The sequence below is a fragment of the Stenotrophomonas sp. I18B00994 genome (assembly GCF_014145825.1).
Taxonomy (GTDB): Bacteria; Pseudomonadota; Gammaproteobacteria; order Xanthomonadales; family Xanthomonadaceae; genus Stenotrophomonas; species Stenotrophomonas maltophilia.
In genome coordinates, this window is the sequence record NZ_JACIUW010000002.1 from 219,552 (window position 1) to 236,739 (window position 17,188).

The following is a 17,188-nucleotide window of genomic DNA, read 5'->3' on the forward strand; positions in this document are numbered from 1 at the left end:
GCATGACTGACTTCCTCGGATCGGTCTGGTGGATGATTGTCAGCCTCGGGCTGCTGGTCACGTTCCACGAGTTCGGGCATTACTGGGTCGGCCGCCTCTGTGGGGTCAAGATCCTGCGCTTCTCGGTCGGCTTCGGCCGTCCGCTGTGGTCGCGCCGCGACAGGCACGGCACCGAGTTCGCCATTGCCGCCATCCCGCTGGGTGGCTACGTGAAGTTCCTCGACGAACGTGAGGTCGAGGTCCATCCCCACGAGCGCGGCCAGGCCTTCAACCACAAGACCGTGTGGCAGCGAATCGCCATTGTTGCTGCAGGGCCGATCGCCAATCTGCTGCTGTGCATCCTGCTGCTGTGGGCGATGTTCGTGATCGGCAAGCAGGACTACTCGCCGACGATCGGCCGGGTTGACGGCATCGCCGCCAGCGCCGGCCTGCTCAGCGGTGACCGCGTTCTGCGGGTGGATGAGCGCCAGGTCGCCACCCTGGGCGAGGCCAGCATGGCGCTGACCGCCGCCGCGATGGATCGCCGCGACGTCACGCTTGAGGTACTCGACCCTGCGGACCAGGTGCGCGTGCGCACCCTGCCGCTGTCGCAGCTGCCCGCCGGCTTCGATGAACGACGGGTACCGATCCTGGCCGGCCTGTACTGGCAATCGTGGCTGCAGCCGGCGCTGGTCGACTCGCTCACCGCCGATTCGGTGGTCACCGGGCTGCTGCAGCCGGGCGACCTGATCGTGGCGATCGACGGCCAGCGCATCGACAGCGTCGACCAGGTGATCGGCGAGATCCAGGCCCTCGGCCGTGCCGGAGGCCCCGGCATGATCGAGGTCCTGCGAGGCGGTGAACGCCTTGCACTGGAAGTCACGCCCCGCCAGGGCAAGGATGGCAAGGGCAACCCGGTCTGGCAGATCGGCGTCGGCTTCCCCACCACCTACAGCCCCTCCTACGACACCCTGCTGCGCTATGGGCCGCTGGATGCAGTGACCGTCGCCGTACGTGAAACCGGCCGGCTTGCCGCCGATTCGCTGGGCATGATGGCCCGCATCGTCACCGGCAAAGCCTCGCTGCAGAACGTTTCCGGGCCGGTCACCATCGCCCGCGTGGCCAATGTCTCGGCCAAACGCGGCCTCGACTGGTTCCTGCAGTTCCTTGCCCTGCTGTCACTCAGCCTGTGCATCATCAACCTGTTGCCGATCCCGATCTTGGACGGCGGGCACCTGCTGTATTACCTTATCGAGTTGGTCAAGGGCAGCCCGCTGAGCGAGCGTGCCATCGCCGCCGGCCAATACATCGGCCTGGCGTTGCTGGCCGGGCTGATGGGGTTGGCGTTCTACAACGACATCCTCGGCCTGGTCCCGCGATGAACTTTTCCACGTTGTTGCCGTCTACAGCGTCGGCATCCCGCACCAATGAAATCGACCTTCCTACCGGACGTGACATGACGCGACTCCCCAATCGCCGCCTGCTGGCCCTCGCCCTCGCCGCCGTCACCGGCGCTCCCGCCCTGGCCCAGGCAGCCGAGCCCTTCACTGTCAGCGACATCCGCGTCGATGGCCTGCAGCGCATCAGCTCGGGCACGGTGTTCACCTACCTGCCGGTGGAACGGGGCGAGACGATCACCGACAACAAGGTCGGCGAGACCATCCGCGCGCTGTACAAGACCGGCTTCTTCGAAGACGTGCAGCTGGACCGCCAGGGCAGCATCCTGGTGGTGACCGTCAAGGAACGCCCGGCGATCAACAAGCTGACCGTGACCGGCAACAAGGACATCAAGTCCGAGCAGCTGCTCAAGGGCCTGTCCGATATCGGCCTGACCGAGGGCGGCACCTTCGACCGCCTGAGCCTGGACCGCGTGACCCAGGAACTGCGCCGCCAGTACAACGACCGCGGCAAGTACACCGTCGAGATCACCCCGACCGTGAGCCCGCTGGACCGCAACCGCGTGGACATCGCGATCGCCATCAAGGAAGGCAAGGCGGCCAAGATCCGCCACGTCAACCTGGTCGGCACCGAGAAGTTCGAGAGCAAGGACATCCTGGAGACCTGGGAGTCCAAGGAGCACAACTGGGCGTCGTGGTACCGCCGTGACGACCAGTACTCCAAGGAAAAGCTGTCCGGCGACCTGGAAAAGCTCAACTCGTGGTACCTGGACCGCGGCTACGTCGACTTCAGCATCGATTCCACCCAGGTCTCGATCAGCCCCGACAAGCGCGACATGTTCCTCACCGCGGGCGTGACCGAGGGTGCGCAGTACAAGATCTCCGAGATCAAGGTCAGCGGCGACACCATCCTTCCGCAGGAGGACGTCGAGCGCATGGTGATCCAGAAGCCGGGCGACACGTTCTCGCGTGCCCTGCTGGAATTCAGCTCGGACACCATCACCAACTCGCTGTCCAACATCGGCTACGCGTTCGCCAAGGTGAACCCGATCCCGACCACCAACCGTGCCGAACAGACGGTAGGGATCAACATGCAGGTCGTGCCCGGCCCGCGCGTGTCGGTGCGTCGCATCCTGTTCCGTGGCAACACCCGCACCTCCGACGAAGTGATGCGTCGCGAAATGCGCCAGTTCGAGAACAGCTGGTACTCGCAGGCCGCGATCGACCGCTCCAAGATCCGCCTGCAGCGCCTGGGCTACTTCGAGTCAGTGGACGTCGAGACCCCGGCCGTCAGCGGCAGCAACGACCAGGTCGACGTCGTCTACAACGTCAAGGAAACCACCTCCGGCAGCTTCGTGTTCGGCCTGGGCTATTCGCAGTCCTACGGCATGACCACCTCGGTGCAGCTGTCGCAGAACAACTTCCTCGGCGGCGGCAACCGCGTGTCGGTCGAAGCCTCGCGCAGCAGCTACCTGCAGCGCTACGGCTTCAGCTACACCAACCCGTACTTCACCGACGACGGCGTTTCGCTGGGCTACAACCTGTCCTGGCGTGAACTGGACTACTCCGACTTCAACACCGCGCAGTACAACAGCACCAATGGTTCTGCGCAGGTGGTGTTCGGCGTGCCGCTGACCGAGACCGACACCGTCTCGCTGATGTTCGGCATCGACAGCAACCAGATCACCACGTACCAGGGCTCGACCCCGCAGTCGATCATCGATTACATCAACGTGCTGGGCAGCAGGACGTTCCATGCCTGGCGCACGGAGCTGGGTTGGGCGCGTGACTCGCGCAACGACTACTTCATGCCGACCCGCGGCACCTATCAGCGTGTTGGCCTGGAAACCACGCTGCCGGGCTCGACCATCGAGTACTACAAGCTGAACTACCAGATCAGCAAGTACTGGCCGATCATGCCGTCGCTGGTGATCAACACCCGCGCCGAGATCGGCTACGGCGACAGCTACGGCAGTGACAAGACCGCAATGGTCCCAGACGAGAACGGCAACCTGCGCTCGGTCACCGCCAAGGGGCTGCCGTTCTACGAGAACTTCTACGCCGGTGGTACCAACTCCGTGCGCGGCTTCGAGGACAACACCCTCGGCCCGCGCGAAGTAACCCGCGGTTATCCGGAAGGCCAGCCGCTGGGCGGTTCGCTGAAGACCGTCGGTTCGGTCGAAGCCTACTTCCCGCGTTTGTTCGACAGCCCGTCGGCCCGCGTGTCGGCCTTCGTCGACTTCGGCAACGTCTACAACGGCGCCGATAACTTCAAGGCCAACGAACTGCGAGTGTCTACCGGTGTAGCCCTGCTGTGGCGCGCCCCGGTCGGTCCGATCTCGATCAGCTACGCCTTCCCGCTGAAGAAGGAAGACGGCGACAAGATCGAACGTCTGCAATTCACCTTCGGCGGTCAGTTCTAAGAACTGACCACCGAAGGTGCGCCGCGGCTTGCTGCGCAAGCAGCGGGTCCCGACCTACCTCCTATCCCCCGCGCCATTACGCATGCCATCCATGGCATGCGCCCTTCGGGCCGTTGCATAGCAACGTTGGGAATCGCTCCTGCGATTCCCAGGGGCGCGCCCCCCTTAACAGAAGGGGGGCTCTCCACCAGACGGGGTGCGAATCGCCGGGCTCTGCCCGGCGTTTTCGTTTTTCAGATGACACTGCACGGCACGGGCTTTTGGCCGCGCTCGCGGGAAATTGTCCAGAGGCGGCGGGTGGCCCTGGACAGGACCGTTGGCGCCATGGATGGCGCCATCGAGCACCATGGAGGGGCTTTTGCGTGTCCTGGCCAGGGCCACCCGCCGCCTCCCGCCCGTACCAGGCAGGCGCCAAGCCCTGCCCCCCGCATGACCGCAATGGCGTCACACGTTAAACTCCCGCCGTGAATACTCCCACCTACACCGCCCAGCAACTCGCCGAGCAGTTCGGCCTGCAGGTCCATGGCGACCCCGCCACCGCCATCCACGGCGTGGCCACCCTCGCCCACGCCGGTCCTGGCCAGCTGACCTTCCTCGCCAATCCACGCTACCGCGCCCAGCTGGCCGACAGCCAGGCCTCGCTGGTCGTGCTGCGCGCCGACGACGCCGAGGCCGCCCCCGGCGCCGCGCTCGTGGCCAAGGACCCGTACACCACCTTCGCCAAGATCGCCGCGCTGTTCGACATCGCGCCCACGCGCCCACCGGGCATCCACCCCAGCGCCGTCATCGATCCCAGCGCCCAGGTCGCCGCCAGCGCCCACATCGGCCCCTTCGTCTCCATCGGCGCGCGCAGCGTGGTCGGCGAGAACTGCATCATCGGCACCGGCAGCGTGATCGGCGAAGACTGCAGCCTGGACAGCGGCTGCGAACTGATCGCCCGGGTCACCCTGGTCACCCGGGTCAAGCTCGGCAAGCGCGTGCGCGTGCACCCCGGTGCCGTGCTCGGTGCCGATGGCTTCGGCCTGGCGATGGACGCCGGCAAGTGGATCAAGGTGCCGCAGCTCGGCGGCGTGCGCATCGGCGACGATTGCGAAATCGGCGCCAACACCTGCGTCGACCGTGGTGCACTGGAAGACACCGTGCTGGACGAAGACGTGCGCCTGGACAACCTGGTACAGATCGCGCACAACGTGCAGATCGGTGCGCACTCGGCCATCGCCGGCTGCACCGGCATCGCCGGCAGCGCCAGGATCGGCCGTTACTGCCTGCTCGGCGGCCACGTCGGCGTGGTCGGCCACCTCGAGATCTGCGACAAGGTCGTGATCACCGGCAAGTCGGTGGTCCGCAATTCCATCCATGAGCCGGGCGAGTACTCGTCCGGCACCCCGTTGACCGACAACCGCACGTGGCGCAAGAACGCCGCGCGCTTCAAGCAGCTGGACGCATTGGCTCGCCGCGTCCTGGCTGCTGGCAAGGAGAAAGAATGAACGACACGCTGCAGCTTCCGATCGACGTCTGCCAGATCCAGGAACTGCTCCCGCACCGCTACCCGTTCCTGCTGGTGGACCGGGTGCTTGAGCTCGACATCGACGCCAAGCGCATCCTGGCGCAGAAAAACGTCAGCATCAACGAGCCGTTCTTCCAGGGTCACTTCCCGGGCCGCCCGATCATGCCCGGCGTGCTGATCATCGAAGCGCTGGCCCAGGCCGGTGGCGTGATGACCCAGCTGACGCTTGGCCGCGATGCGCAGTCCAAGCTGTTCTACATGGTCAAGGTGGAAAACGCCCGCTTCAACAAGCAGGTCGTGCCCGGCGACGTGCTGATGCTGGATGTGCAGATGAAGCGCCTGATCCGCAACATGGGCTGGTACTACGGCGAGGCCAAGGTCAACGGTGAAGTCGTTGCCTCGGCCGAGGTCATGTGCGCCGGTGCCAAGGGCTGATCCACGGGAGGCAGCAATGACTGACAACGCACCACGGATCCACCCGACTGCCGTCATCGATCCGGCCGCGCGCCTGGCCGACGACGTCCAGGTCGGCGCGTTCACCCTGATCGGTGCCGATGTGGAAATCGGCGCCGGCACAGTGGTCGGCCCCCATTGCAGCATCCACGGCCCGACCAGGATCGGCCGTGACAACCGATTCATCGGCCACGCCGCGATCGGTGGCGAGCCGCAGGACAAGAAGTTCGCTGGCGAACGCACCGAACTGGTGATCGGCGACCGCAACGTGTTCCGCGAGTTCGTCACCCTGAACCGTGGCACCGGCGGCGGCGGCGGCATCACCACGATCGGCAACGACAACTGGATGCTGGCCTACACGCACGTGGCGCACGACTGCCATGTCGGCAACTTCTGCGTGTTCTCCAACAACACCACCCTGGCCGGCCACGTGACCGTGGGCGACTACGTGATCATCAGCGGCTTCGCTGGTGCCCACCAGTTCTGCCGCATCGGTGCCCACGCCTTCCTCGGCATGGGCGCGCTGACCAACGGCGACGTTCCGCCGTTCACCATGGTCGGCACCGATTCGCTGGGCCGCCCGCGCGGCATCAACAGCGAAGGGCTGAAGCGTCGTGGCTTCGACGCCGAGCGGATCTCCGCCATCAAGCGCGCCTACCGCACCCTGTACGTGGCGGGCCTGCCGCTGGCCGAAGCCAAGGTGCAGCTGACCGAACAGGCACGCGACAGCGATGACGTGAAGGCCATGCTGGACTTCATCGAGCACGCTGAGAGGCCCTTGCTGCGATGAGCAGCACGACCGGCCAGGCGCCGGCCGGCGCCGCCGTGATTCCGCTGGCCTCGATGGCCGGCAGCGTCCCCGCGCAGCGGGTGCTCAGCGAGCGCCCGTTGCGGATCGCTCTGGTGGCCGGTGAGGCCTCCGGTGATCTGCTGGGTGCGGGCCTGGTGCGCGAGCTGAAGGCACGCTTTCCGAATGCCGAATTCGCCGGCATCGGTGGCGATGCCATGCGCAGCGCCGGCTGCCTGACCTGGCACGATGCCAGCGAGCTGGCGGTGATGGGCCTGACCGAAGTGCTGCGCCACCTGCCACGCCTGCTGAAACTGCGTTCCGCGTTCCGCCAGCGTGCACTGGAATGGCAACCGGACGTGTTCATCGGCATCGACGCGCCCGACTTCAACCTGGGCATCGAACACTGGCTGAAGCAGCGCGGCGTGCGCACCGTGCACTACGTCAGCCCCTCGGTCTGGGCCTGGCGCGAGAAGCGCGCCGAGAAGATCGGCAGCAGCGCCGACCTGGTGCTGTGCCTGTTCCCGATGGAACCCCCGATCTATGCCAGGCACGGCATCGACGCGCGCTTCGTTGGCCATCCGATGGCCGATGACATCCCCCTGCAGGGCAACCGCGAGGAAGCGCGCGCCGCGCTTGGCCTGCCGACCTCGGCCAAGGTGCTGGCGGTGCTGCCAGGCAGCCGCCTGGGCGAAATCTCGCGCCTCGGTGAACCGTTCTTCGAGGCCGCCTGGCAGGTCTCCGAGCGCATCCCCGGCCTGCACGTGGTAGTGCCTGCCGCCAACCCGGCCTGCAAGCGCCTGATCGAAGAACAGCTGTCACGCTCGGCGCTGCCGGTAGCCTTCTCGCATGTACTCGACGGTGAGGCGCGAAACGCGATGATCGCCGCCGATGTGGTGGTGCTGGCCTCGGGCACCGCGACGCTGGAGGCGATGCTGGTCAAGCGGCCGATGGTGGTCGGTTACCGCGTCAACGAGCTGACCTACCGCCTGGTCAAGGCGCTGGGCCTGATCAAAGTCGACCGCTTTGCCCTGCCCAACATCCTGGCGGGCCAGGACCTGGCACCGGAACTGATGCAGCACGACTGCACGCCGGACAAGCTGGCGGCGGCCATCCAGCAATGGTTCGACCACCCGCAGCGGGTGACCGACCTGCAGGATACCTATGCCCGCCTGCATCAACGACTGCGCCGCAATGCCTCGGCCCGCGCGGCCGACGCTGTGGGCGAGCTGTTGATGCGCGACCAGGCCCAGGCATGAGCCGCCGCCACGCCGCAGCGGCCAGCCTGGCCCTGTTCGACGGTGCTGCCGTGGTCGAGCCGGAGCGTCTGGTCGCCGGCGTCGACGAAGCCGGCCGCGGTCCGCTGGCCGGACCGGTCGCGGTGGCGGCGGTGGTGTTCGACCCGGCACGGCCACGCATCAACGGCCTGGACGATTCCAAACAACTCACCGCAGCCCGCCGCGAGCAACTGCATGACCGCATCATCGAACGTGCCCTGGCCTGGCACGTGGTGCTGGTGGACGTGGACACCATCGACCGCCTGAACATCTACCAGGCCACCCTGCAGGGCATGCGTGACGTCGTTGCAGCGGTCGCCCACGTGGCCGGCTTCGCCCGCATCGACGGCAACGTGGTGCCCAAGGGCCTGGTACTGCCGGCGCAGGCGCTGGTCGGCGGTGATGGCATCGACCGCGCGATCATGGCCGCCTCGATCCTGGCCAAGGTCTCGCGCGACCGCTACATGCAGGACGTGCATGCCCGCCACCCGCAGTACGGCTTCGAGCAGCACAAGGGCTACGGCACCCCGGCCCATCTGGCCGCCCTGCGCGAGCACGGCCCCTGCATGGAGCACCGGCGCAGCTTCGCCCCGGTGCGCGAGTGCCTGGAAAACCCGGCAGCTGTGACCGCAGACAACGCAATCGCCTGAATCGCCTGAACGGTCGCTGCACCCGGCTGCGAAAGCAGGGTCAAGCGGGGCCCGCGGTTCGCCTGCGAACCGTGGGGAGCGATAGCGCGGATGCGATATCGCATGCCGTCAAGAGCTTGTCGCGCCCTCCAGCCCTCGCTACCCTGACCGGGCACTCCAGCGCTTCCCGACCCCGGCGACGATTCCCCCGTCAGCACCCGGGGCCCGCGCGCTCCAACCTGGTCCGGCATGTCCAACTCCCGCTTCGTACATCTCCACGTCCACACCGAGTTCTCGCTGGCGGACTCCACCATCCGTGTGCCGGCCAAGCCGGACCAGGCGGACCCGAAGAAGGCCAAGCAGGCCAACCTGCTGTCACGCTCGGTCGAACTCGGCCTGCCCGCGCTGGCGGTGACCGACCTCAACAACCTGTTCGCCCTGGTCAAGTTCTACAAGGCGGCCGAAGGCGTGGGCATCAAGCCTATCGCCGGCGCCGACGTGCTGATCGCCGAGGAAGGGCAGGATCCGTGGCGGATGACCCTGCTGTGCCGCGACCGCGAGGGCTACCTGAGCCTGTCGCGGCTGCTGACCCGCGCGTGGATGGAAGGCCATCGCCCCGAAGGCGGCGTGGCCATCCATCCGGACTGGCTGAAGGCCGGCAACGCCAACCTGTTCGCGCTGGCCGGCCGGCAGAGCCTGGCCGGGCGCCTGGCGCTGGACGGCAAGCATGAACTGGCCGAGCAGCAGCTGGCCGATTGGCAGCGCGTGTTCGGCGATGGCCTGCACCTGGAGCTGACCCGCACCGGCCGCGAGGGCGAGGAAACCTTCAACCAGTTCGCGCTGATGGCCGCCGGCCAGCGTGGCCTGCCGGTGGTGGCCAGCAATGATGTGCGCTTCCTGGCGCCCACCGATTTCAGCGCGCACGAAGCGCGCGTGTGCATTTCCACCGGCCGCGTGCTGGACGACCCCAAGCGCCCGCGCGAGTACAGCGACCAGCAGTACCTGAAATCGGCCGAAGAGATGTGTGCGCTGTTCGCCGACATTCCCGATGCCATCGACAACACGCTGGCGCTGGCCGAGCGCTGCAACATCGAGATGCGGCTGGGCACCTACTTCCTGCCCAATTACCCGGTGCCCGACGACGAGACCCTGGATACCTGGATCCAGAAGATGTCGCGCGACGGCCTGGAAGAGCGCCTGGAGAAGAATCCGCTGGCGCCGGGCAAGACCCGCGAAGATTATTTCGAGCGCCTGGAGTTCGAGCTCAACACCATCATCAAGATGGGTTTCCCCGGCTACTTCCTGATCGTGGCCGACTTCATCCAGTGGGGCAAGAACCAGGGCATCCCGATCGGCCCGGGCCGTGGTTCGGGTGCCGGTTCGCTGGTGGCGTGGGCGCTGAAGATCACCGATCTGGACCCACTGCCGTACAACCTGCTGTTCGAGCGCTTCCTGAACCCGGAACGCGTGTCGATGCCCGACTTCGACATCGACTTCTGCATGGACCGCCGCGACGAGGTGATCGACTACGTCGCGCGCAAGTACGGGCGCGAGCGCGTCAGCCAGATCATCACCTACGGCACCATGGCCGCCAAGGCGGTGGTGCGCGACTCCGGCCGCGTGCTCGGCTTCCCGTACGGCCTGGTCGACGGTGTTTCCAAGCTGATCCCGAACATCCTCGGCATCCACCTGAAGGATGCACTGGGCAAGGGCAAGGAAGGCCCCAGCTCGGAAATGGCGTCGCCGGAACTGATCCAGCGCTACGAGACCGAGGACGATGTCCGCGACCTGATCGACCTGGCGCTGCAGCTGGAAGACCTGACCCGCAACGCCGGCAAGCACGCCGGTGGCGTGGTGATCGGGCCCGAGCCGCTGAGCGAGTTCTGCCCGCTGTACGCCGAACACGACGAGAACGGCCTCGGCAAGAACCCGGTCACCCAGTTCGACAAGAACGACGTGGAAGAAGTGGGCCTGGTGAAGTTCGACTTCCTCGGCCTGCGCACGCTGACCATCATCGACTGGGCGGTGAAGGCGATCAACAAGCGCCATGAGCGCGCCGGCATTCCGCCGGTGGACATCGCCGCGATTCCGCTGGACGACACGCCCACCTACAAGGACATCTTCGCCAACGGCAATACGGGCGCAGTGTTCCAGTTCGAATCCTCGGGCATGCGCCGCCTGCTGAAGGACGCGCGCCCCGACCGTTTCGAAGACCTGATCGCGCTGGTGTCGCTGTACCGCCCCGGCCCGATGGACCTGATTCCCTCCTTCAATGCGCGTAAGCACGGCCAGGAAGAAATCATCTATCCCGATCCGCGCACCGAAGCCATCCTGAAGGACACCTACGGCATCATGGTGTACCAGGAGCAGGTGATGCAGATGGCGCAGATCGTCGGCGGCTACTCGCTGGGCGGCGCCGACCTGCTGCGCCGTGCGATGGGCAAGAAGGTGCCGGCCGAAATGGCCAAGCACCGCGAGATCTTCCGCGAAGGCGCGGCCAAGGACGGCGTGGACGAAGCCAAGGCCGACGCGATCTTCGACCTGATGGAGAAGTTCGCCGGCTACGGCTTCAACAAGTCGCACGCCGCCGCCTACGCGCTGGTCAGTTACCAGACCGCATGGCTGAAACGCCATTACCCGGCCGAGTTCATGGCGGCCACGCTGTCGTCCGATCTGGACAACACCGACAAGGTGGTCGGCTTCCTCGACGAGGTGCGCAACCTCGGCCTGACCGTGCTGCCGCCCAAGGTGAACCAGTCGGCCTTCATGTTCGAAGCGGTGACCCCGGACACCATCCAGTACGGCCTCGGTGCGATCAAGGGCGTCGGCCAGGGTGCCTGCGAGGCGGTGGTCGAGGAGCGACTGAAGGGCGGCCCGTTCAAGGACCTGCTCGACTTCTGCACCCGCGTCGGCTCGGCCAAGCTCAACCGGCGCACGCTGGAAGCGATGATCAACTGTGGTGCGTTGGACGAGCTTGGCCGCAACCGTGCCTCGCTGATGCTGCAGCTGCCGGAGGTAATCAAGGCTACCGACCAGATGGCCCGCGAGCGCGCTTCGGGACAGAACTCGCTGTTCGGTGGCCCGGACCCGAGCGCGACCACGATCCAGCTGGATCTGCCCGAAGCCGAAGAATGGCCGCTGCTGCAGCGCCTCAACGGCGAGCGCGACACGCTGGGCTTCTATCTCAGTGGCCACCCGTTCGATCCATGGCGCGACGATGTACGCGATCTGGTCGGCAACGACCTGGGTTCGGTGGAGAAGATCTGGAGCGCCAACAGCGGTGGTGGCGGCGGCGGCGAAAAGCGCTGGCGCCCGGAAGTACAGACCGTGCTGGCCGGCCAGGTGGTCGGTGTGCGTCGCAAGGGCGAGAGCCAGATCTTCATCCAGCTGGAAGATGGCCGCGGCCGCGTCGAGTGCAGCGCGTTCTCCGACGCGATGGCCGAGTTCGGGCACCTGATGACCAAGGACCGCATCCTGGTGGTCAAGGGCGGCCTGCGCGAGGACGAGTTCAACGGCGGCTACGCACTGCGCATCCGCCAGTGCTGGGACTTCGACGAAGTCTGCGCCAACTACGCCACGCGGCTGTCGCTGCGCCTGGACCTGCGCCAGCAGCGCCCGGTCTGGGAGCGCATCGATGCCCTGCTCGACCGCCATCGCCCGGGGCGCACGCCGCTGCGCCTGGACCTGCTGCTGAAGGGCCCGCACGGCGGCGTCGCCGGCATGCTCGATGTGTCCGGGCAGAGCGCGGTGCGCATCGATTCCAAGTTGATGGAGGCGCTGCGCGCCGACCCCGCCGTACGCACGCTGAAAGTGCGCTACAGCCCACCGTGGGCCAGCTGAGGCTGGCTCTGGTTTTCCTGACCCTCCTGCTTTCCCGTTCCAAGTATCAAGGACGATTGCCGATGAAGACCCTGCTGTTCCCGCTCGTTGCCGCTCTGGCCCTGGCCGCCTGTTCGCCCTCGAAGGTCGAGTTCCAGATCGACAACCCGACCGACGCGCCGCTGGCCCTGAGCATCGATGGCAAGGACCTGCCGGTGGCCGCACAGGGCTCGCGCCCGATCTCGCTCGCTGTCGGTGAGCACCGCCTGCACACCGACAAACTGGGGGACGTGCGCTTCATCGTCTACGTCGATGGCCGTGGCGGCCTGATCAACCCGACCCTGAGCGAGTACGTGATCGCCCGCGAGGTCTATGTCACCGACGAGAGCAAGCTGAAGAACTTCGGCACCGGCAAGGCCGGCATCGAGCTGGGCGGCGTCGACTTCGAGGGCCCGTTCGAGAAGAGCCACGACCTGTTCATCGACAAGACCTGGACCTACGGCGTGCGCGAACCCTTCCCGAAGGAAAAGGTGGTGGCCCACGTCGACGCCAGCGGTGGCCAGATCGTGGCCAAGGTGTTCACCGCCACGGACTTCATCGCTTACGTGGAAGAAGGCATGGGCGAGCCCGGCGCGTTCAAGCGCGAGCAGCCGGCCGGCTACGTGACCCCGGCGTTCAGCCTGGAACCGGCCCCGGCCAGCCTGCCGGCGCTGGTGCCGGCCTTCGAGGCCCACGCCGCGCCGCTGCGCGAGGTCTATGCGCGCTGGCTGAAGGCGACCACCGCCGATGAACAGAAGGCGCTGCGCAAGCAGGACTTCGCTGCGCAGATGGCCTTCACCTCGGCCACCGCCACGCTGGGCAGCGGGCTGGGCCGTGACGCCAACGAGGCCTACAACGACTTCGTTTCCCAGCGCAGCCAGCTGATGGGCCGCAGCGCCCTGGTGGTGCCCTGAGCTGACTGGCGCGCCCCGCCCGGCTGCGCTACCGTCGCCTTCCAGACGAAGGCGTACGGGTGGTTTGCGCGCATTCGGCTAGAATTCCCCTCTTCTTTACACGACGGCTTCCGATGAATCCGAACTACCTCGACTTCGAGCAACCCATCGCCGACCTGGAAGCCAAGATCCAGGAACTGCGCAACGCCAGTGCCGGGCCGGCGGTCAATGTCGAGGCGGAAGTGCACGCGCTGCAGGACAAGCTGCGCATGCGCACCGCGCAGATCTTCCGCAACCTGACCTCGTGGCAGGTGCTGCAGCTGGCGCGTCATCCGTCGCGCCCGTACACCGCCGACTACCTCCGCGTCATGTTCGATGAGTTCCAGGAGCTGGCCGGCGACCGTGCCTTCGCCGACGACAAGGCGATCATGGGTGGCCTGGCCCGCATCAACGGCCGTGCAGTGATGGTGATCGGCCACCAGAAGGGCCGTGACACCAAGGAGAAGATCAAGCGCAACTTCGGCATGCCCAAGCCGGAGGGCTACCGCAAGGCCCTGCGCCTGATGAAGATGGCCGAGCGCTTCGGCCTGCCGGTGCTGACCCTGATCGACACCGCTGGCGCCTGGCCGGGCATCGACGCCGAATCGCGCGGCCAGTCCGAAGCGATCGCGCGCAACCTGATCGAGATGGCCGAACTGAAGGTGCCGATCATCTGCACCGTGATCGGCGAAGGCGGCTCCGGCGGCGCGCTGGCGCTGGGCGTGGGCGACCGCACCGTGATGCTGGAATACGCGGTGTACTCGACCATCACCCCGGAAGGCTGCGCCTCGATCCTGTGGAAGGACGCCGGTAAGGCCAAGGACGCGGCCGAACAGCTGGGCCTGACCGCCCCGCGCCTGAAGAGCCTGGGCCTGGTCGACAAGGTCGTGCGCGAGCCCACCGGCGGCGCCCACCGCAACCCGACGCAGATGGCCAAGCGCCTGAAGGCGGTGCTGCTGAACGAGCTGGATGCGCTGGACAAGCTGTCCACCGAACAGCTGCTGGAACAGCGCTACGCGCGCCTGCGCAGCTACGGCACGTACGAAGCAGCCTGAAGTAGTGCCGGCCGCTGGCCAGCATGCAGGTAGGCCTGGTAGTGCCGGCCGCTGGCCGGCAACACGCAGGTGATTGCAGAAGCGAAAGCGCCGGGCAATGCCCGGCGCTTTCGTTTGCGCCCTGACGGCATCCACGCATGGCGTGGATCTACCGGGTGCAGATGACCCCGCCTCAGAACGGCTTGGCCAGCACCAGCCATACGATCGGAATGAAGGCCAGCAGCGGGATCTCGTTGATCCAGCGCAGCGCGCGCGACGACGGCAGCGCCCTGCCCTTGGCCACGCCCTTGAGCAGGCGGCCGATCCAGCCGAAGTACACCAGCAGCAGCACCACCAGTCCCAGCTTGGCATGCAGCCAGCCGGCGCCACCAGGCGCGACCATGGTCGGGAAATCGGGGATGACCTTGTAGCCCAGCCACAGCACCAGGCCCAGCAGGAATGCCAGGCCGAACATCGAGTGGCCGAAGCGGTACAGGCGCAGGCCCATCAGCTGCAGGCGCTCGGTCACCGCCGGCTGGCCCGCAGTCTCGGCCAGGTTCACCAGGATGCGCGGCAGGTAGAACACCGTGGCCATCCACGCCACCACGAACACGATGTGGAAGGTCTTGACCCAGTAGTAGCTCTGCATGCGCTCGCTCCGGCGGCTGGCGTAGATGGGTACCCATTGTCGCAGTAGAGCCACCCCATGGGTGGCTGCCGCGTCCAATCGCCGCAGCATGGCAGCCACCCATGGCGTGGCTCTACTGCAGGCCCGCCACACCCGGGGGCGCAACACCGTACGATAGGCGCCGTTTTCCCCGACCGCGCACCGCCCCATGGACAAGACCTACGACGCCGCCTACTTCCAACGCTGGTACCGCCGTGCCGACATCGGCGGCAGCGCCCGCCTGGCGCGCAAGGTCGCGTTGGCCGTGGCCAGCGCCGAGTACTACCTGGAGCGGCCGATCCGCAGCGTGCTGGACATCGGCTGCGGTGAAGGCGCCTGGCGTGCACCGCTGCTGAAGCTGCGTCCGAAGGTCGAATACCTCGGCTTCGACAGCAGCGAGTACGCTGTGCGCCGCTACGGCAGGACCCGCAACCTGCACATGGCCCGCTTCGGCGATTTCGCCTGGCTGCGGCCCTGTGCCCCGGTCGACCTGCTGATCTGCTCGGACGTGATGCATTACGTGCCCGACCGCGAGCTGCGCGCCGGTCTGGCCGGCGTGGCCGAGCTGACCGGTGGCGTGGCCTTCCTGGAGACCTTCGCCGCCGAGGACGAGTTCGAGGGCGACCATGACGGCTTCCAGGCCCGCCCGGCGCGCTGGTACCGCCGCACGCTGGCCCGGCACGGCCTGCAGCCGGTAGGGTCGCACTGCTGGCTCGGCCCCGCCCTGGCAGGCGATGCGGCCGCGCTGGAACGGATGTGAATCCGGATTCATTATTTTCAGCCGACTTAACCTGCGGGACACCCGGATGGGATATGCTGCGCGGCAACATATGACCATACATATTCGGTCGTCATGCTCTATCAACTGCACGAACTGACCCGCAACCTGCTCGCCCCCTGGGTGCACCAGGCCCAGGCCAACGCCAGGTTCTTCGCCAACCAGGGCCACTGGTGGTCGCAGATGCCCGGCGCTGATCGCCTGGCGGCGGTCAATGAGCTGTTCCATCGCATCGGCAAGGATTACGAGAAGCCCGAGTGGGGCATCAACGAAATCGACGTCGATGGCGAACGCGTGCCGATCGTCGTGCACGAGGAAGTGAGCAAGCCGTTCTGCAAGCTGCTGCGCTTCAAGCGCCACAGCAATGAAGCCGACCAGCTGCACACGATGCTCAACCAGCCGTTCGTGCTGGTGGTGGCGCCGCTGTCGGGCCACCACGCCACGCTGCTGCGCGATACCGTGCGCACGCTGCTGCGCGACCACCGCGTGTACGTCACCGACTGGGTGGACGCGCGCATGGTGCCGGCCAGCGAAGGCGAATTCGGCCTGGACGACTACATCGCCTACATCCAGGAATTCATCCGCCACCTCGGCGTCGAGCGCCTGCACGTGGTGAGCGTGTGCCAGCCGACCGTACCGGTGCTGGCCGCGGTTTCGCTGATGGCCAGCCGTGGCGAACCGACGCCGCGCACGCTGGTGATGATGGGTGGCCCGATCGATGCGCGCTGCAGCCCGACCGCAGTGAACAACCTGGCCACGCAGAACCCGCTGTCGTGGTTCGAGAACAACGTCATCCACACCGTGCCGGCCAGCTATCCCGGTGCCGGCCGTCGCGTGTATCCAGGCTTCCTGCAGCACGCCGGCTTCCTGTCGATGAACCCCAGCCGCCACTTCAGCTCGCACTGGGATTTCTACACCGACCTGGTCAAGGGCGATCTGGAAGACGCCGACGCGCACCGTCGTTTCTACGACGAGTACAACGCGGTGCTGGACATGCCGGCCAGGTACTACCTGGATACCATTTCCGTGGTGTTCCAGGACTTCCTGCTGCCGCGTGGCGAGTGGGTGGTCAACGGCGAGAAGGTCGATCCGTCGGCGATCCGCGATACCGCGCTGCTCAGCATCGAAGGCGAGCTGGACGATATCGCCGGCCTCGGCCAGACCGAAGCCGCACAGGCGCTGTGCACCGGCATCACTGCTGACCGACGCGAGCATTTCATCGTCGAAGGTGCCGGCCACTACGGCATCTTCAGCGGCCGTCGCTGGCGCGAAGTGGTGTACCCGAAGGTGCGCGACTTCTTCGCCGCGCATGCCGAAGCACCGGCGGCGAAGGTCACGAAGAAGAAGAGCAACGTCACCCCGTTGCGGCGAAAGGCGGGGTAATGCCTCGCCTCGGGGTCGGATCCCTTTCCAACGGAAAGGGCTCTGACCCCAGCATGATGGGATCCGGGGTCAGAGCCCTGTTCT

The 17,188-nt window shown here is 66.6% G+C and carries 12 protein-coding genes and 1 pseudogene; 12 read left to right on the top strand and 1 reads right to left on the bottom strand.

Features of this window, described 5'->3' with window-relative positions; translation table 11 throughout:
* The first annotated feature begins 2 nt into the window (after window positions 1–2).
* The 10 genes and pseudogenes from rseP (at window position 3) to H4O10_RS03045 (ending at window position 14,297) form a co-directional block, all read left to right on the top strand.
* On the top strand, window positions 3–1,361 hold the full coding sequence (rseP, locus tag H4O10_RS03000; RefSeq protein WP_005408740.1) for an RIP metalloprotease RseP: 1,359 nt from the start codon (window positions 3–5) through the stop codon (window positions 1,359–1,361).
* Window positions 1,362–1,435: 74 nt separating this feature from the next.
* Entirely contained in the window at window positions 1,436–3,799 is a 2,364-nt protein-coding gene (bamA, locus tag H4O10_RS03005; protein ID WP_049395932.1) for an outer membrane protein assembly factor BamA, read from the top strand.
* 464 nt (window positions 3,800–4,263) lie between these two features.
* Window positions 4,264–5,286 carry a UDP-3-O-(3-hydroxymyristoyl)glucosamine N-acyltransferase gene (gene lpxD / locus H4O10_RS03010; protein ID WP_005408738.1) on the top strand — a complete coding sequence of 341 codons (1,023 nt, stop codon included), beginning with the start codon at window positions 4,264–4,266 and terminating at the stop codon, window positions 5,284–5,286.
* A complete protein-coding gene (gene fabZ / locus H4O10_RS03015; RefSeq protein WP_005408737.1) occupies window positions 5,283–5,741 on the top strand; it encodes a 3-hydroxyacyl-ACP dehydratase FabZ in 459 nt (152 codons plus the stop codon). Before lpxD ends, fabZ begins: the two co-directional genes overlap by 4 nt.
* Before the next feature lie 16 nt (window positions 5,742–5,757).
* The gene (gene lpxA / locus H4O10_RS03020) at window positions 5,758–6,549 is read left to right on the top strand and encodes an acyl-ACP--UDP-N-acetylglucosamine O-acyltransferase (protein WP_005412736.1); all 792 of its coding nucleotides are present in this window, start codon (window positions 5,758–5,760) and stop codon (window positions 6,547–6,549) included.
* Between the two features lie 92 nt (window positions 6,550–6,641).
* Window positions 6,642–7,805: pseudogene (gene lpxB / locus H4O10_RS03025) on the top strand (lipid-A-disaccharide synthase); the annotation flags it as partial.
* Window positions 7,802–8,473, top strand: a complete 672-nt coding sequence (locus H4O10_RS03030; protein WP_049454734.1) for a ribonuclease HII — start codon at window positions 7,802–7,804, stop codon at window positions 8,471–8,473. The pseudogene lpxB and the gene H4O10_RS03030, both read left to right, overlap by 4 nt.
* A gap of 228 nt (window positions 8,474–8,701) precedes the next feature.
* A complete protein-coding gene (gene dnaE / locus H4O10_RS03035) occupies window positions 8,702–12,292 on the top strand; it encodes a DNA polymerase III subunit alpha (protein ID WP_043034852.1) in 3,591 nt (1,196 codons plus the stop codon).
* Between the two features lie 62 nt (window positions 12,293–12,354).
* Window positions 12,355–13,224 carry a hypothetical protein gene (locus H4O10_RS03040; RefSeq protein WP_033834081.1) on the top strand — a complete coding sequence of 290 codons (870 nt, stop codon included), beginning with the start codon at window positions 12,355–12,357 and terminating at the stop codon, window positions 13,222–13,224.
* Window positions 13,225–13,337: 113 nt separating this feature from the next.
* Window positions 13,338–14,297: an acetyl-CoA carboxylase carboxyltransferase subunit alpha gene (locus H4O10_RS03045; RefSeq protein WP_005408731.1), complete on the top strand. Its 960-nt coding sequence runs from the start codon at window positions 13,338–13,340 to the stop codon at window positions 14,295–14,297.
* A 172-nt stretch (window positions 14,298–14,469) separates the two neighbouring features.
* On the opposite strand, the gene H4O10_RS03050 is transcribed toward H4O10_RS03045, so the two are convergent.
* The gene (locus H4O10_RS03050) at window positions 14,470–14,925 is read right to left on the bottom strand and encodes a CopD family protein (RefSeq protein ID WP_005408730.1); all 456 of its coding nucleotides are present in this window, start codon (window positions 14,923–14,925) and stop codon (window positions 14,470–14,472) included.
* Between the two features lie 187 nt (window positions 14,926–15,112).
* Here H4O10_RS03050 and H4O10_RS03055 point away from each other — a divergent pair, with 187 nt between their 5' ends.
* Together H4O10_RS03055 and phaZ are read left to right on the top strand one after the other, a co-directional pair.
* Window positions 15,113–15,703: a class I SAM-dependent methyltransferase gene (locus H4O10_RS03055; RefSeq protein ID WP_033834080.1), complete on the top strand. Its 591-nt coding sequence runs from the start codon at window positions 15,113–15,115 to the stop codon at window positions 15,701–15,703.
* 93 nt (window positions 15,704–15,796) lie between these two features.
* Window positions 15,797–17,104 carry a polyhydroxyalkanoate depolymerase gene (gene phaZ, locus H4O10_RS03060; RefSeq protein WP_049454732.1) on the top strand — a complete coding sequence of 436 codons (1,308 nt, stop codon included), beginning with the start codon at window positions 15,797–15,799 and terminating at the stop codon, window positions 17,102–17,104.
* The last annotated feature ends 84 nt before the right edge of the window (window positions 17,105–17,188 follow it).

What these genes read in the sequence shown, in the direction of transcription:
- H4O10_RS03045 (WP_005408731.1), top strand. Translation starts at nt 13,338, where the DNA reads ATGAATCCGAACTACCTCGACTTCGAGCAACCCATCGCCGACCTGGAA.
- H4O10_RS03030 (WP_049454734.1), top strand. Translation starts at nt 7,802, where the DNA reads ATGAGCCGCCGCCACGCCGCAGCGGCCAGCCTGGCCCTGTTCGACGGT.
- H4O10_RS03040 (WP_033834081.1), top strand. Translation starts at nt 12,355, where the DNA reads ATGAAGACCCTGCTGTTCCCGCTCGTTGCCGCTCTGGCCCTGGCCGCC.
- dnaE (WP_043034852.1), top strand. Translation starts at nt 8,702, where the DNA reads ATGTCCAACTCCCGCTTCGTACATCTCCACGTCCACACCGAGTTCTCG.
- bamA (WP_049395932.1), top strand. Translation starts at nt 1,436, where the DNA reads ATGACGCGACTCCCCAATCGCCGCCTGCTGGCCCTCGCCCTCGCCGCC.
- H4O10_RS03050 (WP_005408730.1), bottom strand. Translation starts at nt 14,925, where the DNA reads ATGCAGAGCTACTACTGGGTCAAGACCTTCCACATCGTGTTCGTGGTG.
- fabZ (WP_005408737.1), top strand. Translation starts at nt 5,283, where the DNA reads ATGAACGACACGCTGCAGCTTCCGATCGACGTCTGCCAGATCCAGGAA.
- rseP (WP_005408740.1), top strand. Translation starts at nt 3, where the DNA reads ATGACTGACTTCCTCGGATCGGTCTGGTGGATGATTGTCAGCCTCGGG.
- H4O10_RS03055 (WP_033834080.1), top strand. Translation starts at nt 15,113, where the DNA reads ATGGACAAGACCTACGACGCCGCCTACTTCCAACGCTGGTACCGCCGT.
- lpxA (WP_005412736.1), top strand. Translation starts at nt 5,758, where the DNA reads ATGACTGACAACGCACCACGGATCCACCCGACTGCCGTCATCGATCCG.
- phaZ (WP_049454732.1), top strand. Translation starts at nt 15,797, where the DNA reads ATGCTCTATCAACTGCACGAACTGACCCGCAACCTGCTCGCCCCCTGG.